The sequence below is a fragment of the Mucilaginibacter sp. UYNi724 genome, from assembly GCF_054057495.1.
In genome coordinates this window covers 24,408-43,884 of record NZ_JBSRZI010000018.1, presented here as the reverse complement: position 1 = coordinate 43,884, position 19,477 = coordinate 24,408, and the positions used below count along the sequence as shown (strand labels likewise).

The window sequence follows — 19,477 nt, the reverse complement described above, 5'->3', positions numbered from 1 at the left end:
TTTAGTTTTTCCCTTGTCTTTCGGTTTCTGCTTTCTTAGCAGCGTGCTCTTTTTTGTAGGCTTTGGTAACTATGATCACCACCCCGTTTTTACCCGCCGGGCCATATATGGAAGTTGCCGACGCGTCTTTCAGAACCGAGATATTATCGATATCCTGGGGATTTAAGCTTTGCATGCCTGCGGCGGTCGAATTTTTACCATCAATAATGTACAACGGGTTTATTTTAGCTGTATCTGATTTAGCCGCTACAGTTGGTTTAGATAACAGGTTGATACTCCCTTTATTTTTCTTGGTAGTGATCAATATTACGCCATTCAAACCCTCCGCACCGTATATAGATGTTGCCGATGAAGATTTTAACACCTCCATCTGTTCAATACTTTTTGGGTCGATGCTTTTTATATCGCCTTTATATTTCACGCCATCAACTATCAACAACGGGGGCAAATTATTATTGGTAAAGCCGTTAATTGTAGTGATATCCTTTTTTGTACTATCGGCATTTTGCGCCATAGCGCCAACCGACAAGAACAACGCGCAAACAACAATTAACTTCTTCATATCTTAATCTTTTAACTGGTTTATTTTATCAGGATCTATGGTTTTGTAACGGCGATAAACGTTCAATATTATAGCCAGCGCAACCGCTGTGGTAGCAGCTGCCAAAACGATGGCGAACAGCGCGAACACCTGCCCCCCGTTATTTATCCTATCATACTTTCCAAATGCTACCAGGTTTAAAATTGCGGCGTTCAGCATCAACTCTATCCCTATCAATATTTGTATCGCGTTCTTTTTTGATACGATGATAAACAGGCCGATGCAAAACAGCACCACGCTCACCAGCATAAAATCCTGCAAACCTATCATGCTTCTACCGGCTCCTTTCTTGACAAATGCGCCGCGCCAACCAGGGCTATCATCAGCAATACCGAGATCACCTCGAACGGCAGCAGGTAGCGCGTCATCAAATTGACGCCAATATCGTTGATCCCTGTCCCGTTCACTGGCACTACATTTTTTGTAACGATGGCTGTTTTTACCCAGGGCAGGTTGTTGATGTCCGCTTTAAAAACCACGTTAAGCATCACTACTAAAAACAGTGCGGCCAGTATAAACGCCGGCAAATTATGCAGACTTATAAACTTAGTCTTCTGTTGTTCCGCGGTAGCCAAAGCATCCTTGCCCGACAGCATAAAAGCGAACAGTATCAGTACCAAAATACCGCCTACATAAATTACAATTTGGGTAACGGCCACAAAATCGGCCAGGGCTATTACGTATAACCCGGCGAGGCCAAACAGCGTTACGAAGAACATAAAGATGCTGCGCACCAAATTTTTGCCAGCAGCTACCACCAATGCCGAGCCCAGCGTTACAAACGCCATCAGGTAAAACATCACTTGTACTAAACTCATGCCCCGCCCTCCTTTGCCTTCATGGCGGCTAATTTGGCGGCTTGCTTTTCGGCGGTTTGGCGTTCCAGCAGGTCGCGTTTTTCGGCAGCAAGTTCTGGCGACATGTCCGAAAACTCGTAAGTAAGGTTGCTTAGGTCAAATACCGTTTTATCATACTCGTTGGTCATTACAATACACTCGGTTGGGCACACAATGGTACACAGCCCGCAATACATGCACTTGGCCATATCAATATCAAACTGGGCGGCGTAAAGCAGTTTCTTTGATCCGTCGGATGTTTCGCCGATGCTGCCTTCGGTAGATTTTATGGACTCGATGGTGATACAGTTTACCGGGCAAATTTTGGCGCAAAGGTCGCATACGATGCAGTCGTCTATCTCCACATCCAGTTGATAACGGCCCACCTCGGGCACGGGCAGTTCCTGTTTAGGGTACTGGATGGTATTAGTATTATTTTGCTGATGGAAGTAATTATCGTTGGTGATGGGCGTTACCTGCCTTTTGGCATTTGAGGCAAACAAGGCCCTGATGGTAAGGGATAAGCCCCTCCATGCCGTTGTAAAACCGTTTATTGCCCGTTTAATCAAATCCTAAATTCTAATTACTAAATCCTAAAATATAAATCCTAAACTCTAAATCCTGAAACGGAAATCCGAAATCGTAAATCCTAAATCCTAAATAAACTCACATCACCCACAGCCGCCACACGCCGGATATGAGCATGCAGGCAAATGCGAGTGGGGTTAGTACTTTCCAGCACAGGTTCATCAGTTGGTCTACCCGTAAACGTGGCAGGGTCCAGCGGATCCACATTTGTACGCCTATTAATAACAAGGTTTTTATCAGGATCCAGATGATGCCCCAGCCCGCGCCGGTTGTCCACGTTGCCAAATGTACCGAACCTATGTTTGGTAAAGGCGTGTTCCATGCGCCTAAAAATAAAATTACACCTACCATCGATACCAAAAACATCATCGAGTACTCGGCCAAAAACACCAGCGCGAATTGCAAGCCCGTAAACTCGGTATGAAAACCCGCCACCAGTTCAGATTCCGCCTCGGGGATATCAAATGGTGCACGGTTACTTTCTGCCAGCGAAGCAATGAAATAGATCACAAATGCCACCATCAAATGCGGCGCCTGAAAAATATTCCACGACAGGATGCCCCCAATTTGTGATACATCCCAAAAACCAAAGAACTTTGCCTTCTCTGCCGATAAGATGCCCTGCTGCATGGCTATGTCCTGTAAGTTTAGGGTCTGTGCTATCATCACAACGGAGATCAGCGCGAACCCTGCGGGGATCTCGTAAGAAATGATCTGCGCGGCAGACCGCATTGCCCCCAATATGGAATATTTATTATTGGACCCCCAACCGGCCATCAGTATGCCCAGGGTTTCAATGGATATGATCGCGAATATATAGTAAAGCCCGATATTGATGTTAGCTGGGATGAGTCCCGGCCCCCAGGGAAGGGCGGCAAAGGCGAGGTACACCCCGATAAAAATTATAACAGGTGCCGCCAGGAACAGGATCTTATCTGCCGCGGCGGGAATTATGAGTTCCTTTTGCGCCATCTTCATCATATCGGCCAGTACCTGCAGGGAGCCAAACTTGCCCGTTTCTGTAGGGCCGAGGCGGTTTTGGATAAAGGCGCTTACCTTACGTTCGGCATATACACCAAACATGGTAAACAGGGCCACAAAAGCAAATAAACCTGCTGCTACAATAAAATATGTAATGTAATAATTCAAGGGCAATTGCTTTGGGTTGCAAACTTAATAAATGCTAAGGATAGTTGACTGTTTTGGTAGTTGTTTTTTGCGCTGCACGATGGGATTGCAGCGATAAGTGGCCTGCAGATTTCCCATAATGTAATGCTAACTTGTTTCAGCACCCCACATATTAGGTTTGTGCTTCTATATTACGCCAGTGCTTTTATTAATGGCAGTCCGCTCATTCAAAAACATAAACGCGCCTAACGAAGAACTAATCGCCGGATGGCCTGCGTGCGATTGCCGCGCTATTGCTCGCAATGATATAATGTTGGTTGCTTGTATAACACACCCCTACCCCTCTCAAGAGGGGATTTGTTAAAAGCTAACACGCCGGTTTTACATCAACAAACTCGCTCTTTACTTCGTTGCCGAAGAACCGTGAGGCGTGATGGTCAAAGTCGGGGGTGTCATCAATGGTGGTGTAAAATTGGCGGCGGCCTTGCTTGCTTAGGCGCTGCTCCATTTCGGGGTGGCGTTGCAGGTAATCTACCAGGCTGGTAGCTACAATATCGCCCTGGGCTACTACATTTATGTTTGCGGGCAGGTGGGCCTTTATCTTTTCCTGTAACAGCGGGTAGTGGGTACATGCCAGCAGTATGGTATCAATATCCGGCGATTGTGCCATCAACTGGTACAGGTACATTTGCACATAATAATCCGCGCCGGGCTTGTTGTATTCGCCGTTCTCTATGAGGGGTACCCAAAGCGGGCAGGCTTGTTGGTAAACTTTAATATCGGGGGCAAAATGTGCTATCTCTAACAGGTACGAGCCTGATTGTACGGTTCCTTGTGTGCCCAACACCCCTACCTGTTTGGTTTTGGTGTAATTCCCAATTACCTCGGCAGTGGGGCGGATAACTCCAAGCACGCGTTTATCATTATGCATGCCGGGCATATCCTGCTGCTGTATGGTGCGCAAGGCCTTGGCCGATGCGGTGTTGCAGGCCAGTATCACCAACGGGCACCCTTGCTTAAACATCCATTGCACGCACTCCCAGGTGTACTGGTGAATGGTTTTAAACGAGCGGTTGCCGTACGGGGCGCGGCCATTATCGCCCAGGTATAAATAATCGTAACCGGGCATCTGCTCTACTATGGAGCGGAACACCGTTAAACCACCTATACCCGAATCAAATACCCCTATCGGGCTGCCTGTTGCCATATCATCAAAAATAAAAAAAGCGCCCCGTAATGGAGGCGCTTTCTAAATAATTTAATTTTGAGATTACTTTAATCCTAATTTAACCTTTACAGCTGGCATCAGGTCATCAGCATCCGGTGATACTACCAGGTATTCGCTGGTGGTATCTAATACGTAACCGTAACCTTTTTCTTTAGCTACCGCGCTAACCGCGCCACGTGCTTTATCAATCAATGGTTTACCCAACTCACGTTGTTTAGCTTCAACTTGTTGCTGAGATGAAGTTTGGTAATCCTGTAGGCGTTTTGCGATGTCTTGCAAATCTGCTTCAGAAGCTGTACGTGCAGCATCGGTCATACCGGCACGTTTGGTTTGGTAAGCCTGGCCTTTGGTTTGGTATTCGTTATTCATCGTAGTAAGTTGGTCAATGAATTGTTTCTGGTAAATTTCAAGCTGAGATTTTACAGTTTTGGTTTCGGGCATAAAATCGATCAACTGCTGGAAATTAATGTGGCCAATTTTTGATTGAGCTTGGGCAAAGTTGCCTGCAAATAACATAGCTGCTGCAACTAAAGCAACTTTAAATAGTTTTTTCATTTGTGTTCTTCTGGTGTTTAAAAAAATAGTTCTAATTATAAATATACAATCTTTATTTAGCAAACACACCCGGTTTTAAACCTAAGCGGGTTACTACAGCATCGCTTTTATTATAACGCGGACTTGCGTACAACATAATCACTTCGCTGTTTTTATCAAATATCATATCAAGGCTTTCGCTTTCGGCTACGGCCTGTACAGCTTTAGACACCCTATCCTGTATTGGTTTAATCAGCGCGTTACTTTTTTTAGAAAGCTCGCCATCAGGGCCAAATATCTGGCGTTGGTAATCTTTCGCTTGTTTCTCTTTATCTACAATTTCTGCTTCGCGGCGTTTACGCATATCCGGTGTCATTAACACCTGGTCGGCCTGGTAGGCTTTGTATAGGCGGTCGATTTCCTGGAAACGGCCGTCAACATCCTTCTGCCATGATTCTGAAAGTGCTGCCAGCTGTTTTTGCGATGAAGCATATTCGGGCATGTGTTTCAAAATATAATCAGAATCTACATAAGCAAAGCGCTGCGCCATTGCGGCGGTGCATGCTGCAAACGTAACAAATAGTATTAAAATTATCTTCTTCATTATAATAATTCGTTTTACAAATTAATTAAACCCGCCACTTAAGCTTTGTGATATGGTAAAGTGGAAGTGGCCTTTGTTGGCATCGGGCTGGTTGGGGATCTTGTCGAAACCGTAACCATAATCTAAACCAAGCAAACCAAATATCGGTAAAAATATCCTTGCACCCACCCCTACCGATTTACGTACATTAAACGGATTAAACTGGCTAAAATTATCCCAAACGTTACCACCTTCTGCAAATGCCAGTAAGAATATCGTTGCAGACTGGCCTGTAATTACCGGGTGCCTTAACTCCATAGTGTATTTATTGTAGATAGCACTACCCTGGTTGGTATTGGCATTAAGCCTCGATCCCTCGGGCACTATCGAGAAGTTCTCGTAACCACGTAAACCTATCACATCTGTACCTTGCAGGAACTGGTAGCTTTGCATACCATCGCCACCCAGTTTGAAACGCTCGAACGGAGACGGACCAACCAACGCGTTATACTGGCCCAGGTAACCAAAACGCACCTGCGACATTAACACCAATTTACCGGTTATACGCTGGAACCACTGTGCATCAAACTTCCATTTGTAGTACTCTACAAAATGGTAACGCTCTTCTGGTGTTGCAACCTTATAGTTGATGCTGTTGAAGGCCGAGTATGGCGGTGTTGCCTGTATGGTTAATTTTATGTTTGAACCCGATGTTGGGTACAAAGGCACGTCAACCGAGTTACGGCTAAGCTCCTGCGTTAATTTAATGTTGTATGATGTACCGTTCTGGAACAGGTAACCACCATAGTTATCCAGATCGTAATGATCTACGTTAAGCGAGTAGTTTAACTGGAAGTAGTTATCCGGCCAGTTTAAACGTTTACCCAAAGTAATACCCACACCGTTGATGCGCAACTTGTTATAGTTAGGGCTGGTTTTAGGGTAATACTGCCCTGTAGAGCTACCTTGTGTATAAGCCGATAACGCGAAGTAGATAGGTTTTTTACCACCTAACCATGGCTCGGAGAAGGTGAACGAGAAGTTTTGATACGTACGCCCGCTCGATTGCCCCCTTAAGCTCAATTTCTGCCCATCGCCTTTTGGCAACGGTTTGTATGCTTTAAGGTTAAACAGGTTACGCAGCGCAAAGTTATTGAACGTTAAGCCCAAAGTACCCACCAGTTGGCCACCACCAAAACCACCCGAAAGTTCTATCTGATCTGATGGTTTTTCAACTACGTTGTAAACCAGATCTACCGTACCATCGGCAGGGTTAATATTTGTAGGCCTTGGCTCAGTTTTTTGCTCATCAAAGTTACCCAATTGGCCAATCTCACGAGCACTGCGGATCAATAATTCCTTATTGAATTTTTGCCCCGGTTTGGTACGGATCTCGCGCATTACCACTTTATCGTTGGTAACATCGTTACCTTTTAATATAACGCGGTTAATGGTGTATTGCGGGCCCTCGTAGATACGGATATCCAGATCAACAGTATCATTATAGATCCTGGTTTGCACCGGGTCGGCATTAAAGGTCAGGTAACCATCGTTAAGGTATAATGATGATACGTCGTCATTACTTGGTGTTGGGCCTGTTAAACGTTTTTCTAATTCGTCCTCGCTAAATACCTGTCCTTTTTCGATACGTAAGATCCGCTCCAATACTTCTGACGGGTAGCGGGCATTACCGGAGAATTTAACTTTACCGAAGTAATATTTGGGGCCTTCGTAAATTTTAATTTTTACGTCAACAGTTTTTTCATCGTGTTTGGTAACGGTATCGCTTATTACTTCGGCATCGCGGTAACCTTTGGCCTGCATTTTTTCGACAAGCGTTTGCTTATCTTCTTCGTATTTATCCTGTTTGAATTTTTTAGAACCGAAGATGTTGTAGAATTTCTTCTCGCGGGTGTTCTTTAACAGTTTGCGCAACTTGGCATCAGTAAACGCCTTGTTACCATCAAAATCTACACTATTGATCTTAACCTTAGATTTTTTATCTACCGCAACGTCCAGTATAACGCTATTGGCATCCCCGGGGTCCTTGGTTTGTGTCATGGTAATTGTGGTGTTCAGGTACCCTTTTTCGTTAAAGTGTTTTTTGATGATAGCTGATGTTGTGCTCAGTAAGTTTTCGTTAACGATCTTACCCGTTTTATCTGCCAGTTTTTTATTTACGTCCTCTATTTCGCCCTTTCGGATGCCCGTAATGTGCAAACGCGATAAACGCGGGCGCTCTATTACGGCTATCTCCAGGTAAATGGTATCGCCATTAAAGCGGGTAACATTAAGCTGCACATTATCAAAAAGGCCCTGTTTGTACAGATCCTTTATCACGTTGGCGTTTGCTTCGCCGGGCAGGTTTATCTTGTCGCCTTTATTAAGTTTAGAGATGGTAAGCAACACATCCTTATCCAAATATTTGGCGCCGGATACGGTGATACCACCTATAATATAATCTTTAGGGTTAAGGTAACTTAAACTATCTGCCGGGACAGAGCTGCCAGACAGTGCTGATTGCCTTTGGCTGCCTACCTGAGCCATTGCTGCAGTGCTTATAACAGAGAAGAGTAGAGCAAAAAAAACTTTATTCATTCGAATATTTTAGTGGGCTAAAAATAATTTATACAGTTGTTAAAAAGTGTTAAAAGTAAAAATTTAGTTTACCTGCTCGCTCGTCATCCCAAAACGGCGCTCGCGTTTTTGGTAATCAAGTATAGCTTCATACAAATCCTCGCGCCTAAAGTCGGGCCATAATTTGGTGGTGAAGTACAGCTCGGCGTAGGCAATTTGCCACAGTAAATAGTTACTTATGCGGTACTCCCCACTCGTCCTGATCAACAGTTCGGGGTTGGGCATACCGCCGGTATATAAATTATCTTCAAACAATTGTTCATCAATATCTGCAGGGTTTAATTCCCCGCTTTGTACTTTGGCTACTATATTTTTAGCGGCCTGTACCATCTCGCCACGGCTGCTGTAGCTTAATGCAAGTGTAAGCACCAGCCCGGTATTACCCGCCGTTTTGCTTATTGCATTCTCTAACTCCTTGTGGCATTTGCCGGGTAAGGCCTTAAGGTCGCCTATGGCGTTTAGGCGCACGTTATTTTTCATCAGCTTGGCAATCTCCTTATTAAGGGTGCTGATGAGCAGTTCCATTATAGCGGTAACTTCAAATTTGGGGCGGTTCCAGTTTTCGGCACTAAAGGTGTACAGGGTAAGGTATTCGATACCCAGTTCGCCGGCGCTCTCTACAATATCACGTACAGATAGCACGCCGTTATGATGGCCAAACACCCTTAACTTGCCTTTACCCTTAGCCCAGCGGCCGTTGCCATCCATAATAACAGCTATGTGGCGGGGTAATTTCTGAAGATCTATCTGGTCCTTATAACTCATTTCCCGAACGGTGTTAACAGTTGCTTATGAACTGTAGCGCCTATTGCCTTGTTAAAATTAAAAAGTTTTTAGCAAAGCCCTCAACAACTTATGCCCTTTTTTTCAGGTGACAAAGGTAAAACTTAATTGTATTTATTTTAGTATGCGGCAAAAAAGAAATAATTGTATCGGAGGGTGGTTTTGGATGTCCGGGATTTGCCGCTCGCATAGATTACTCACCCCGACTTCACTACGTTGGTCGACCCTCTCTGCTGCGCAAAGAGGGTGAAGCTCTCTTTCGCACCAAAAATACAAACTACTCTAATTAACTGCATAAAAAACACTTTAGTTTAGCCGTTGTAGGTGTTGTCACCAACAACCCGCGCGCTGAGTGTCGAGTTTTTAGCCGTTGTTGGTGACAACCCGTATGCTAAGCTCTGCGAATAATAACATTTTGCTGGTGTTGTCGCCAACAAAAGCTGCTTATAATTCAATCGCCTTTAATACGCCTGCTGCTCTTTCAACAAACTAATATCTTTTGGGGCGATATCTGCAATGGCGTATTGCTGCACATCGGTTATCTTCATTTCGTCGAGGGTGTTTACAAGGTTGCCGTAAACGGATGTTTCGGCAGGCTTTATAATTACCAGCATGCTTTTGCCGGTGGTTTTTTGTACTTGTTTGCGGGTTTCCATTATAGCGTGGCGCAGGCCACTACCGCTATAATTAGTAATAGTGGCTGGAATAATGGGCTGATCGGCCATACCAAGGTAATACATGGCCTTGTTATCTTTTCCCAGGCAGATGGTCATGGTGCGCGATTGGGCCTGGCCGCCCGGCTCGTCGCCCACGGGCATGGTTACATCCATGGCCTTGGGTTTGCTTAACGTTGTTGTAAGCATAAAAAAGGTGATGAGCAGAAAGGCAAGATCAACCATTGCAGTAAGGTCTACCCTTAACGCGGCTTTTTTTGAGCGGGTTTTAGTGCCTGATTTTTCCGGGGTTGAATTTAATTCGGCCATGGTAATTTAGTTTAAGGTGAAACAATTGGTTATATGTAATTAAGCATATAAATATACTGTATTGTTTCAATAAACCAAATTAAATTTTGTAATAATCAAATTATGAGATTTTATATTTTGATTATTGAGCTTTACTTAGTATGGCTATATTTAATGCGTAGTTTACTCACCCCGACTGCACTACGTTAGTCGACCCTCTCTGCTGCGCAAAGAGGGTGAAGAAAAAAATATTTTCAACCCTCTTTCCGCGCAGTGAAGTGAGGGTGGTCGAGAGGAGCAATGACCGGGTGAGTTAAATATTAAAAGCTGAAGGCTATTTTCAATCCTCTTTACGCGTAGCGGAGAGAGGGTGGTCGAGCGAAGCAATGACCGGGTGAGTTAGAAATTAAAGGGTGAAGATTATTTTTCAACCCTCTTTCCGCGCAGCGGAGAGAGGGTGGTCGAGCGGAGCAATGACCGGGTGAGTTAAATATAAAAGCTGAAGGCTATTTTCAACACTCTTTCCGCGCAGCGAAGAGAGAGTGGTCGAGCGAAGTGATGACCGGGTGAGTTAAATTAAAGGCTTGTTTCTTTTTACTAAGGCAAGTATTTTGCAAAACCCGCATAAAGCAGAAACCCCTGCCACATCACGACCCTACACACCATCCCAGGGAGGGAATTTAAAATTTAGTAATAACACTCCTGAGTAACAAAAGTGTAAGATATGGTAAAGCCTACAAACATGTAAAAATCGTTGGGGCGGTAATCGCCGCGCTGTGAGCCGGCTGTGCCTGTATTAAAACCAGTCTTTTCGCCAGAACGGTCTGACAGTGCTCTGGCTATCTCGCTATTAAACGAACCTTTGTTGGCGTAGTTTTTACTTACATCGTCCAGGTAATCGGTATTGGTAAAGCGATAGCCAAGATCGGCAGCAACGGTCCATTTGCCAGAAAAGTTGTATTTGAGCCCGGCACCAAACGGGATAACAATAGCTGTTTTTGAGTAGGGGTTGCTTTGCCCTTCAGTTTTCAACGGCCGTAAACCAACAATACGGCCGTGGTACTCGGCCCTTGGCGCGTATGATGCTATACCGGCACCGAGGTATATATAAGGTGTGTATTTGTTTTTGCCCGCATCTGGGATGTAACTCATAAAGTTAAGCTCAGTCATTAAACTAAGTTCTTTTATGGGGGTTTTAAAGCTCAGGTTACGGTCGCGAAGCTGCTGGCTCGACGATTGGCTATCATCGCCGCTTATTTGCCCAAAACTGTAGTTTAGTTTAAGGCCCAGGTAACGGTTAAAGTTACGCTTTACAAAAAGGCCTGCCTGCGCGCCGCTGGGTTTAATGGGATTGTTAATATTCAGATCGCCTATATAACCGGCAGCGCCAATATTACCGCCAATTTCCCAGGTTTGCTGCGCCTGCACATTTATGCTGATGAACAGTAAAATACAAAAGGCATATAATTTGAGCATCAAGGATCAATTAGTAATTACGGGCATCTAAACCCCATAATAGTTTTTTCCTTAACGTAGATAAGTAGCTTTCATTATTCAGGCGCACCAAATTTAGCTTAAAATCGGCCTTGTAAACCTTAAACTGCATGGGTTTGTCCACAATAACGGTGCGGCTATCGCAAGATACAATGTAATTGTTGCCGCGGTAATCAATATCCAGCGTAAGTTCGCTGGTATCCGGCAGTACCACCGGCCTTACGTTCAAATTATGCGGCGCCACGGGTGTAAGCGCTATACTGTTTGACTGAGGGAAGATGATTGGCCCGTTACAACTTAACGAATATGCGGTAGACCCTGTTGGCGTAGATACAATAAGCCCATCGCCCCAGTACGAGTTCAAAAACTCACCATCCAACGATACGTGGGTGGTTATCATGGCGCTATCGTCGCGCTTATGGATGGTTACATCATTAAGGGCGAAGTTATTGTCGCCAAAGATCTTTAGTTCAGAATCTATCACCAGCAACTCGCGGGCATCTAACGAAAATTCCTGGTTTACCACGGCGTGGATGGCAGCGGCTATATCGCTTTTGTTGATGCTGGCCAAAAAGCCAAGCCTGCCAAAGTTGATCCCGATAACCGGCACGCCCGAATCTCGCACCAGGGTAACCATATCAAGCAGCGTACCATCGCCCCCAAGGGTTATAAAAACATCTACATTACCTTTTATGGGTTCCTCGCAATTAAGGATGGCGCAGGTGCTGGTATCTACATTGCCCTGTAAGTATTCGCTTAAAACCGGGTGAACATAAACATCAACCTTGTGCTGCGCGAGGCTGTCAAACACCTGGCGGATGTACGGGAACACCGATGGATCGTTAAACTGCCTGCCGTAAACTGCTATTTTCATATAAGGGTTTACAGGTTCAAATAATTCATGAACGAATCAAACCTGTCCATAGAATTGTCGTTATGATCGGTGAAGTTGAAGGTGGCCTTTACGTCGTAATTATAACGTTGAAATGTAGCCAGTATATTAGAAATATCCTGCTTGTTCACTTTTAGGGTTACTTCCATTTTTGTACTATCCGGGAAAGTGCGGGTATACGAGCTTAGGATCTGCGCGTTGTCAGACTCTACCACCTGCGACATGTGCGCAAGCGAATTATTCTTGTTGTCAACCTCCAAAACGATAATGCCGCCCGGCTCGGATACCGAGGTAAGCTTGGCGAAGTACTCGTTCATGGTGTTGATGCTGATCATGCCCAGGTAGTCCTTTTTATTATTGAGTACCGGCACCACGCTAAGTTTGCGCTCGTAAAACAGGCGGATAACATCGTAAATATGCTGCTCCTCTAAAACGTAAGGGTTTACCAGCGATAAAGCCAGCGACCCGATGGGCGCGTTATAGTCGGTTTCCTCTATCAGGTCATCCTCGCTGATAAGGCCCAGGAACTGATCCTCGTTTACAATTGGCAAATGGCAAACGCGAAACTCTGCCATACGGTCAAACACCTTCTGGATGGTATCAGAAGTATGTACCGGCGGTATCGCATCAGATATAAGCTCAATTGCAAGCATATTTTATTTTATTTAAAGCCCCCTCTAATCTCCCCCGATAGGGGAGACTTTTGAACTTCTTTTACGCCCTCTCCTTCGGAGAGGGTTGGGGAGAGGCGTTATTTTTTTAACTTTTCTAAAAACAGTTTTACGTATTCGTTAAATTCTTTCGGGCGCTCCATCATTGGGGCGTGGCCGCACTTGTCTATCCAATGCAGTTCCGAGTTTGGTAACAGTTCGTTAAACTCAACCGCAACCTCGGGCGGGGTAATTTTATCGTCCCGGCCCCAAATTAACGATACCGGCATGGTAATCTTACGCAGCTCGTCTTTCATGTTATGGCGGATGGCCGATTTTGCCATAGCCAATAGCCTAAGCACCTTGTGCCTGTCGTTGATCATTACATGTATTTCATGTACCATTTCTTCGGTAGCTATAATGGGGTCATAAAAGGTGTATTGCACCTTTTCCCTCACAAAATCGATACTCTCGCGGCGCGGGAACGAACCACCAAAAGCATTTTCATATAAGCCCGAACTGCCTGCCAAAACCAACGCTTTAACATAGCCGGGATGAGCCAGCACATAAACCAAACCAACGTGGCCGCCAAGCGAGTTGCCCAAAAGCACCACATTGCTAAGCTGTTTAAACTTTATAAACTTATGTACGAATTTTGATAACGCACGGACTCCCGTTGTTAACAAAGGCATATCATATATAGGTAGTAACGGAATTATAACCCTGTAGTTTGGGCTAAACTCGCGGATAACATCGTCCCAATTGCTTAAAGCGCCCATTAACCCGTGAAGCAGCAACAGCGGTTCGCCTTGCCCCTCCTCGATGTAAGTGAAACCCTTTTCTTCTTTAAGCACATAATCCATAGTGTGGCTGGTGTAAGTATTTTGGTAAATATATCAGACCGAAATCAATTACAGTCTGCTTTGTTGTAAAATTATAATTATTAAGATAGTTTGCCAGCTTTAACTTCAATAATTATTACGCGGTGTTTAGCCTAAGAGTTGTTTTACCACTTCAGATACCGTTTTGCCATCAGCACGGCCAGCAAGTTCTTTATTAGCTACACCCATTACACGGCCCATATCCTTTACAGATGTAACGCCAAGCCTCTCAATAACTTCCTGTATAAAACCCTCTATCTCAAACTTGCTCATTTGCTGCGGCAGGTATGGCTCAATCACATACATTTCTGCCATCTCAATATCGTACAGGTCTTCGCGGCCTTGTGTTTTGTAAATGTCGGCAGATTCTTTACGTTGTTTGATAAGTTTTTGCAACACTTTTATCTCGGCATCCTGGGTTAATTCGTCGGTAGCGCCTTTTTCTGTTTTAGCCAGCAACAATGCCGATTTTATAGCACGCAGCCCCCTAAGCCTGTCGGGCTGTTTGCTTAACATCGCTTGTTTTATATCCTGGTCTATTTGGGTAAGTAATGACATGGCTTTAAGTATTTAGTCCGAAAGTCCGATAAGTCGGAAAGTCCGGAAGTGTAATTTATAAATAAGTTATGTATCTTTTCGTCTTTCGGACTTATCAGACTTCACCGACTTTCCGACTTAACTATTCTTCCTAAAAATATTGGTTGCCGAGGCTTGCGCGGTTGGCATAATTACCAGGTCGTTGATGTTTACATGCGCGGGGCGCGATGCGATGAACCAGATGGTTTCGGCAACATCGTTTGCCACCAGCGGTTCAAAACCATCGTACACTTTTTTAGCGCGGTCCTTATCGCCCTTGAAGCGCACTTCAGAAAATTCGGTTTCCACAGCGCCGGGGTGTATCGCAGATACCCGGATCCCCTTATCATTCAGGTCCATCCGCATACCTTTATTAAGGGCATCAACCGCGTGTTTGGTTGCGCAATACACATTCCCGTTAGGGTAAACCTCTTTACCCGCTATCGAGCCTAAGTTGATGATATGCCCGTAACCGTTGGTGATCATCCAGTTAGATACCACGCGGCTTACATACAGCAGGCCTTTAATATTGGTATCTATCATGGTTTCCCAGTCGTCGTAACTGCCGTTCTGTATCGGGTCGAGCCCCTGGCTAAGGCCGGCGTTGTTTACCAGCACATCAACCTTTTTCCAGTCGGCAGGCAGCCCTTCCAGGCTTTGGATAACCTGTTCGCGGTTGCGCACATCAAATGATGATACAGCTACCTCTACGTTATATTTATCATTTAAGTGGTGCGCTATCTTTTCCAGCCTGTCCATACGGCGGCCGGTAAGGATCAGGTTGTAACCCTCGCGTGCGAAGGTGTGGGCGCAGGCCTCGCCTATCCCCGCGGTGGCGCCTGTTATTAATGCGATCTTTGCCATAGGTAATGTAACTATCGGCAACGAAATTATGTTTTTATGTTGACTTATTTTGTCTTTTTACGGTAAGGATAGTTAGGGATTGTTCATATTTGTGTTTAAATGGAAACAAATGATTTGAAGGCAGATGTGTTTACCTATGGTTTATTAAATAAAGTAAATGAACAGGTACTAAACTGGGATTTAGAAGCTAAAACCGGAAAAGCGTTTTATAACAAACCCCGAAGTAAGGCTTATTTAGAGATAAAGATGTATAAAGCATTGGGGGAAACGTGGGATGGAAGCCATGTTATTTGGAATACACCCGATGCTGAAATAATCAATTATCACGAGAATTACAGGAGTGATGTTGAAAAAGCTTTAACATTCTTTCTAAAGTATATTGCAGCACTAAAAGGAAAGCGTACTGACTTGATTTTCGAAATCAATAATGCAGCTTTCGACCTAAGTTCCGATCGTTTTAATCCGTTTGAAAAAGCTGTTATTCATGCAATTATAAACTGTTTTGATGGAGAAGAAGCGCCAAAATACTGGCCGGAAATAGTTAAAGATTTAAAAGGCGGTTTAAAACAACAGTTTTCCGATGATAGTCAACATGGGAAATAATATCAATTTATACATTATGGTATTAGCATGATATTTTGTTAGACGTTATCCTCGAGATTTGCGGTGATGGTTTGAAGATTACCATATATCTACTTTAATAACATCACATCAATGGAATACAGACAATTAGGCGGATCGGGTTTACACGTGCCGGTACTTAGCTTTGGCACGGCCACATTTGGCGGCTCGGGCGAGTTTTTTAAGGCTTGGGGCGATACCCAGCTTGATGACGCGAAGAAACTGATTCACCTTTGCCTTGATGCAGGGGTTAACCTGTTTGATACGGCCGACGTTTACTCGGGCGGCATCTCCGAAGAAATTTTAGGACAGGCGCTGGAAGGCTTGCGCGATAAAGTGCTGATATCTACCAAAGCCACCTTTAAAATGGGCGACGGGCCAAATGATTACGGTTCATCAAGATACCACCTGGTTAAATCGGCAGAGGATAGCCTGCGCCGCTTAAATACCGACCATATTGATATTTACCATATGCATGGCTTTGACGGCAACACCCCGGTAGAAGAAACCCTGCGTGCATTAGATGACCTGATCAGTAGCGGAAAGGTGCGTTATATAGCAGCATCTAACTTTTCGGGCTGGCATTTAATGAAATCGCTTTCGGTATCTGAACGTTATGGCTGGGCAAAATATGTTGGGCACCAGGCGTATTATTCGTTATTAGACCGCGAATTTGAATGGGAACTGATGCCGCTGGGTATCGACCAAAAAGTGAGCACCATTGTTTGGAGCCCGTTGGCATCCGGCCAATTAGGAGGTAAATTCCGCCGTGGGCAGCCTATTCCGCAGGATAACCGCCGCAGCCAGGGTGGCAGCCACGGCCCCGAAACCGATTTTGAACGCCTTTATACCATTGTAGATGCCTTGGATGAAGTAGCCGAAGAAACCGGCAAGTCTATAGCGCAAGTATCCATTAACTGGTTACTGCAGCGCCCTACCGTTGCCAATGTGGTTATTGGCGCCCGTAACGAGGAGCAGCTTAAACAAAACCTTGCCGCTGTTGGCTGGAACCTTACTACCGACCAGGTAAAAAAACTGGATGCCGCCAGCGACCGCGACCCTATTTACCCCTACTGGCACCAACGCCAGGATACGAGGTTAAACCCATTACCCAAGTTTTATTAAAGCAAAAGACCCCGAAGATCGGGGCCTTTTAACCTAGAACATACTATTTCAAGTTTCTGTCTAATTGGGCAGTTAACAGTGAGTAATCACTTGGTCGCGCGGCATCGGCAACCGCAATATTGCCCTGTTTATTTATGATCAAATAATGGGGCATTAAAACCTCTGCTTTGTTGTCACTTAATGCGTCGCGATAGAGTTTTTCATACTCATCCCCTTCTAAAAACAGGTGCGACCCGGTAACATGAAATTTTTCGATCTGTTTTTTCCACAAATACCTGTTACCGCCAGATATATAAAGGTATGCAATATCATTACGTGCTTTATAATGGTCTTTTACAGGATGGGTAAAATTAGCAAACTCCAGCAGGCATGGCCCGCAGGTAGTGCCCCAAAAATCAACGTAAACTACCTTGCCTTTAAAATTTTTACCAATGATGCTTTTAAAGGATGTTTCGCCGGCATCAACCGTAATGAATTTTGCACCGGCTGGGGTATTTATAGCCATTGCTAATAATATTTTTGCAGCTATAAATACAACCACCAACCCTGCAAATGTAAAAGCGGGTTTTAAAAATGTTGGTTTTTGAGTTTTGGCATACCGCCTTAACAAATATATCCCGGTCAATAAAAATACAATGCTAACACCACCCTTTAAAGCAGATAGCTGAATTAAGCTTTGATTTTTTTCAAATACGGTATCTAAAATATCTGCCTTTTGCGCACTGTTAATATCCTTAAAATTTTGCACAACCTCAATAATTGGCTCTAGTACCTCTTTTTGCCAGGCCACATAGTATTCGCCCAGGTCAATAAGTAAGATGGGTATAACAGCAAGCAAAACCGCGCCTATCCAAAAAATTTTCGATCTGATCATTATGCCTACAGTTATTTACTCACCATTTTCATTTTTTCGGGATCCCAAAACATGGGGGTGTTTTTATAGTAGCTGTCGTTACACAAAAGTGCCGGGGCTGCGGCGCGGTAACCGAAGACGGCATCTTCGGTAATTTTGCCGTTGGTGCGGATGGCCGTGATCCAGTTATTCATGTGATCGTACGGGCCGCCCAGGTAGCCTTTTTCGGCGTTGTAGGTAATTTCTTCGGGGGGTAGAATATGTTTACGGCCTGCATCGCTCTGGCCCGCCTTGCGCATTTTTTCGATATAGAAGGGATCGTCAGACGCGATCATTTTGTTACGTTTAAGGGTAACGCTATCCCACGTAACATCCATAGAACCCTCGCTGCCTACCAGTTTAAGGTAAGTTGTGCCGCTGGTGCCATCCACAAAATTACAGCGCAGCGAAAGGTTGAACGCCGGGTGCGCCATCGTTTTGCCGTAATCAAACGTGCCCAATAAAATATCAGGCACTTCGCGGCCATCGTTCCAGTAACGTAACCCGCCCGAGGCGTAAATTTTGTTCGGCCCCATAGATCCGGTTATGAAGTGCAAACTGCTGAACAGGTGAACGAACAAGTCGCCAGCCATGCCTGTTCCGTAATCGGTATAGTTACGCCAGCGGAAAAACCTCTTGGAATCGTACGGGCGTTTTTGGACGTTAGATACGTAAGTTTCCCAATCTACCGTTTGTGCCGATGCATCTTCAGGGATAGGGTATTGCCAAACTTCGACGGGCGCGCGGCGCGCCCAAAAACCTTCTGCGTAATTAAGTTCGCCAATGGCGCCGCTTTTTAAAAGTTCGTGCGCTTTTTCGTTCCCTAATGATGATACCCCCTGGCTGCCCACCTGGAAGATCTTCCCGGTTTCTTTCTGCGCTTTTATAACCGCGGGGCCTTCGGCCACCGAGTGTACCATTGGTTTTTCGCAATACACGTGCTTGCCGGCGTGCATGGCATCAACAGAAATTTGCTGGTGCCAATGATCCGGCGTGGCTATGATAACCGCGTCAATATCTTTGCGGTTCAGGATCTCTTTATAAATTTTGGTGGTATAAATATCCGCGCCCCAACGGGTTTTGGCTTCTTTAAGGCGGCCGTCGTACAGGTCGCACACGGCAACCAGTTTTACACCGGGCACCTGTAGGGCAACAATGGCATCCTGCGTACCCATACCGCCGGCACCAATCAGGGCGATGTTCACCTGGTCGTTAGGGCCATATTGGTTATACTTTTGTTTCAGGTAATGAAAGCTGTGCTTATCGGCAGCCAGTAAGCTGCTGCCCGCGGTTACCGCGGCCGCTGTAGTTGCCAGTTTTTTAATAAAGCCCCTGCGGGATGCTTCGGGATTTTCTTTCATAATAGTGAGGTATATAGTTTAGTTGTTTGTAGAAAAGTGAAGGTATAATTTTTGTTTGATAGTTCATAGTTGGAGTGAATAGTTGATAGGTATGGTTCATGGGGGGAACGGCCATTGGTCAGGGAATTGTTTTAGGGTTGGTATTTTATTGGCCGGCTATCCCTGTAGAAGGAATGATATTTTGGGAAGTTATCAGCTTCCGTAATCAACCAAAAAACCGGCAACGGAATATGCCGCAGAT

The 19,477-nt window shown here is 44.9% G+C and carries 21 protein-coding genes; 2 read left to right on the top strand and 19 right to left on the bottom strand.

The window, feature by feature from the left end:
• Position 1 precedes the first annotated feature (1 nt).
• The 17 genes from ACVW0P_RS20085 to ACVW0P_RS20005 form a co-directional block, all read right to left on the bottom strand.
• Positions 2-562, bottom strand: coding sequence for a TonB-dependent receptor plug domain-containing protein (locus ACVW0P_RS20085; RefSeq protein WP_457133656.1), 561 nt, complete (start codon positions 560-562; stop codon positions 2-4).
• Positions 563-565: 3 nt separating this feature from the next.
• Complete coding sequence (gene nuoK / locus ACVW0P_RS20080) at positions 566-871, bottom strand: NADH-quinone oxidoreductase subunit NuoK (protein ID WP_354431382.1); 306 nt, start codon at positions 869-871, stop codon at positions 566-568.
• A complete protein-coding gene (locus ACVW0P_RS20075; protein WP_457133655.1) occupies positions 868-1,419 on the bottom strand; it encodes an NADH-quinone oxidoreductase subunit J family protein in 552 nt (183 codons plus the stop codon). The genes nuoK and ACVW0P_RS20075 overlap by 4 nt, the downstream gene beginning before the upstream one ends.
• A complete protein-coding gene (locus tag ACVW0P_RS20070; protein ID WP_457133654.1) occupies positions 1,416-2,006 on the bottom strand; it encodes a 4Fe-4S dicluster domain-containing protein in 591 nt (196 codons plus the stop codon). The genes ACVW0P_RS20075 and ACVW0P_RS20070 overlap by 4 nt, the downstream gene beginning before the upstream one ends.
• Positions 2,007-2,103: 97 nt before the next feature.
• Positions 2,104-3,174, bottom strand: a complete 1,071-nt coding sequence (gene nuoH / locus ACVW0P_RS20065; protein WP_457133653.1) for an NADH-quinone oxidoreductase subunit NuoH — start codon at positions 3,172-3,174, stop codon at positions 2,104-2,106.
• Positions 3,175-3,520: 346 nt separating this feature from the next.
• Positions 3,521-4,360: a glutamate racemase gene (gene murI / locus ACVW0P_RS20060; protein ID WP_457133652.1), complete on the bottom strand. Its 840-nt coding sequence runs from the start codon at positions 4,358-4,360 to the stop codon at positions 3,521-3,523.
• Positions 4,361-4,423: 63 nt separating this feature from the next.
• Complete coding sequence (locus ACVW0P_RS20055) at positions 4,424-4,936, bottom strand: OmpH family outer membrane protein (protein ID WP_354431387.1); 513 nt, start codon at positions 4,934-4,936, stop codon at positions 4,424-4,426.
• 52 nt (positions 4,937-4,988) lie between these two features.
• Positions 4,989-5,519: an OmpH family outer membrane protein gene (locus ACVW0P_RS20050; RefSeq protein ID WP_457133651.1), complete on the bottom strand. Its 531-nt coding sequence runs from the start codon at positions 5,517-5,519 to the stop codon at positions 4,989-4,991.
• Positions 5,520-5,540: 21 nt separating this feature from the next.
• Complete coding sequence (bamA, locus tag ACVW0P_RS20045; RefSeq protein ID WP_457133650.1) at positions 5,541-8,096, bottom strand: outer membrane protein assembly factor BamA; 2,556 nt, start codon at positions 8,094-8,096, stop codon at positions 5,541-5,543.
• A gap of 63 nt (positions 8,097-8,159) precedes the next feature.
• Positions 8,160-8,900, bottom strand: coding sequence for an isoprenyl transferase (locus ACVW0P_RS20040; protein WP_354431390.1), 741 nt, complete (start codon positions 8,898-8,900; stop codon positions 8,160-8,162).
• Between the two features lie 479 nt (positions 8,901-9,379).
• Positions 9,380-9,901, bottom strand: a complete 522-nt coding sequence (locus ACVW0P_RS20035; RefSeq protein WP_457133649.1) for an ExbD/TolR family protein — start codon at positions 9,899-9,901, stop codon at positions 9,380-9,382.
• A 666-nt stretch (positions 9,902-10,567) separates the two neighbouring features.
• Positions 10,568-11,356: a type IX secretion system protein PorG gene (porG, locus tag ACVW0P_RS20030; RefSeq protein WP_457133648.1), complete on the bottom strand. Its 789-nt coding sequence runs from the start codon at positions 11,354-11,356 to the stop codon at positions 10,568-10,570.
• A gap of 10 nt (positions 11,357-11,366) precedes the next feature.
• Entirely contained in the window at positions 11,367-12,248 is an 882-nt protein-coding gene (locus tag ACVW0P_RS20025; protein WP_457133647.1) for an NAD kinase, read from the bottom strand.
• An 8-nt stretch (positions 12,249-12,256) separates the two neighbouring features.
• Positions 12,257-12,919, bottom strand: coding sequence for a CBS domain-containing protein (locus ACVW0P_RS20020; RefSeq protein WP_354431394.1), 663 nt, complete (start codon positions 12,917-12,919; stop codon positions 12,257-12,259).
• 98 nt (positions 12,920-13,017) lie between these two features.
• On the bottom strand, positions 13,018-13,779 hold the full coding sequence (locus tag ACVW0P_RS20015; RefSeq protein WP_457133646.1) for an alpha/beta fold hydrolase: 762 nt from the start codon (positions 13,777-13,779) through the stop codon (positions 13,018-13,020).
• A 126-nt stretch (positions 13,780-13,905) separates the two neighbouring features.
• On the bottom strand, positions 13,906-14,355 hold the full coding sequence (locus ACVW0P_RS20010; RefSeq protein WP_354431396.1) for a GatB/YqeY domain-containing protein: 450 nt from the start codon (positions 14,353-14,355) through the stop codon (positions 13,906-13,908).
• A 117-nt stretch (positions 14,356-14,472) separates the two neighbouring features.
• Positions 14,473-15,237 (bottom strand): SDR family oxidoreductase, encoded by a 765-nt coding sequence (locus ACVW0P_RS20005; protein WP_354431397.1) that lies wholly within the window; start codon positions 15,235-15,237, stop codon positions 14,473-14,475.
• A 99-nt stretch (positions 15,238-15,336) separates the two neighbouring features.
• Here ACVW0P_RS20005 and ACVW0P_RS20000 point away from each other — a divergent pair, with 99 nt between their 5' ends.
• Together ACVW0P_RS20000 and ACVW0P_RS19995 are read left to right on the top strand one after the other, a co-directional pair.
• Positions 15,337-15,840, top strand: coding sequence for a hypothetical protein (locus tag ACVW0P_RS20000; protein ID WP_457133645.1), 504 nt, complete (start codon positions 15,337-15,339; stop codon positions 15,838-15,840).
• A gap of 111 nt (positions 15,841-15,951) precedes the next feature.
• Entirely contained in the window at positions 15,952-16,983 is a 1,032-nt protein-coding gene (locus tag ACVW0P_RS19995) for an aldo/keto reductase (RefSeq protein ID WP_457133644.1), read from the top strand.
• Positions 16,984-17,026: 43 nt separating this feature from the next.
• On the opposite strand, the gene ACVW0P_RS19990 is transcribed toward ACVW0P_RS19995, so the two are convergent.
• Together ACVW0P_RS19990 and ACVW0P_RS19985 are read right to left on the bottom strand one after the other, a co-directional pair.
• Entirely contained in the window at positions 17,027-17,857 is an 831-nt protein-coding gene (locus tag ACVW0P_RS19990; protein WP_457133643.1) for a TlpA family protein disulfide reductase, read from the bottom strand.
• A gap of 11 nt (positions 17,858-17,868) precedes the next feature.
• Positions 17,869-19,236 (bottom strand): Gfo/Idh/MocA family protein, encoded by a 1,368-nt coding sequence (locus ACVW0P_RS19985; RefSeq protein ID WP_457133642.1) that lies wholly within the window; start codon positions 19,234-19,236, stop codon positions 17,869-17,871.
• Between the last annotated feature and the right edge of the window lie 241 nt (positions 19,237-19,477).

Excerpts from the sequence above, each read along its gene's own strand:
- porG (WP_457133648.1), bottom strand. The coding sequence starts at position 11,356 with ATGCTCAAATTATATGCCTTTTGTATTTTACTGTTCATCAGCATAAAT.
- ACVW0P_RS20015 (WP_457133646.1), bottom strand. The coding sequence starts at position 13,779 with ATGGATTATGTGCTTAAAGAAGAAAAGGGTTTCACTTACATCGAGGAG.
- ACVW0P_RS19990 (WP_457133643.1), bottom strand. The coding sequence starts at position 17,857 with ATGATCAGATCGAAAATTTTTTGGATAGGCGCGGTTTTGCTTGCTGTT.
- ACVW0P_RS20050 (WP_457133651.1), bottom strand. The coding sequence starts at position 5,519 with ATGAAGAAGATAATTTTAATACTATTTGTTACGTTTGCAGCATGCACC.
- ACVW0P_RS20055 (WP_354431387.1), bottom strand. The coding sequence starts at position 4,936 with ATGAAAAAACTATTTAAAGTTGCTTTAGTTGCAGCAGCTATGTTATTT.
- ACVW0P_RS20010 (WP_354431396.1), bottom strand. The coding sequence starts at position 14,355 with ATGTCATTACTTACCCAAATAGACCAGGATATAAAACAAGCGATGTTA.
- nuoK (WP_354431382.1), bottom strand. The coding sequence starts at position 871 with ATGATAGGTTTGCAGGATTTTATGCTGGTGAGCGTGGTGCTGTTTTGC.
- ACVW0P_RS20035 (WP_457133649.1), bottom strand. The coding sequence starts at position 9,901 with ATGGCCGAATTAAATTCAACCCCGGAAAAATCAGGCACTAAAACCCGC.
- ACVW0P_RS20020 (WP_354431394.1), bottom strand. The coding sequence starts at position 12,919 with ATGCTTGCAATTGAGCTTATATCTGATGCGATACCGCCGGTACATACT.
- murI (WP_457133652.1), bottom strand. The coding sequence starts at position 4,360 with ATGGCAACAGGCAGCCCGATAGGGGTATTTGATTCGGGTATAGGTGGT.
- ACVW0P_RS20005 (WP_354431397.1), bottom strand. The coding sequence starts at position 15,237 with ATGGCAAAGATCGCATTAATAACAGGCGCCACCGCGGGGATAGGCGAG.
- ACVW0P_RS20040 (WP_354431390.1), bottom strand. The coding sequence starts at position 8,900 with ATGAGTTATAAGGACCAGATAGATCTTCAGAAATTACCCCGCCACATA.
- ACVW0P_RS19985 (WP_457133642.1), bottom strand. The coding sequence starts at position 19,236 with ATGAAAGAAAATCCCGAAGCATCCCGCAGGGGCTTTATTAAAAAACTG.
- ACVW0P_RS20075 (WP_457133655.1), bottom strand. The coding sequence starts at position 1,419 with ATGAGTTTAGTACAAGTGATGTTTTACCTGATGGCGTTTGTAACGCTG.
- ACVW0P_RS20085 (WP_457133656.1), bottom strand. The coding sequence starts at position 562 with ATGAAGAAGTTAATTGTTGTTTGCGCGTTGTTCTTGTCGGTTGGCGCT.
- ACVW0P_RS20025 (WP_457133647.1), bottom strand. The coding sequence starts at position 12,248 with ATGAAAATAGCAGTTTACGGCAGGCAGTTTAACGATCCATCGGTGTTC.
- bamA (WP_457133650.1), bottom strand. The coding sequence starts at position 8,096 with ATGAATAAAGTTTTTTTTGCTCTACTCTTCTCTGTTATAAGCACTGCA.
- ACVW0P_RS19995 (WP_457133644.1), top strand. The coding sequence starts at position 15,952 with ATGGAATACAGACAATTAGGCGGATCGGGTTTACACGTGCCGGTACTT.
- ACVW0P_RS20000 (WP_457133645.1), top strand. The coding sequence starts at position 15,337 with ATGGAAACAAATGATTTGAAGGCAGATGTGTTTACCTATGGTTTATTA.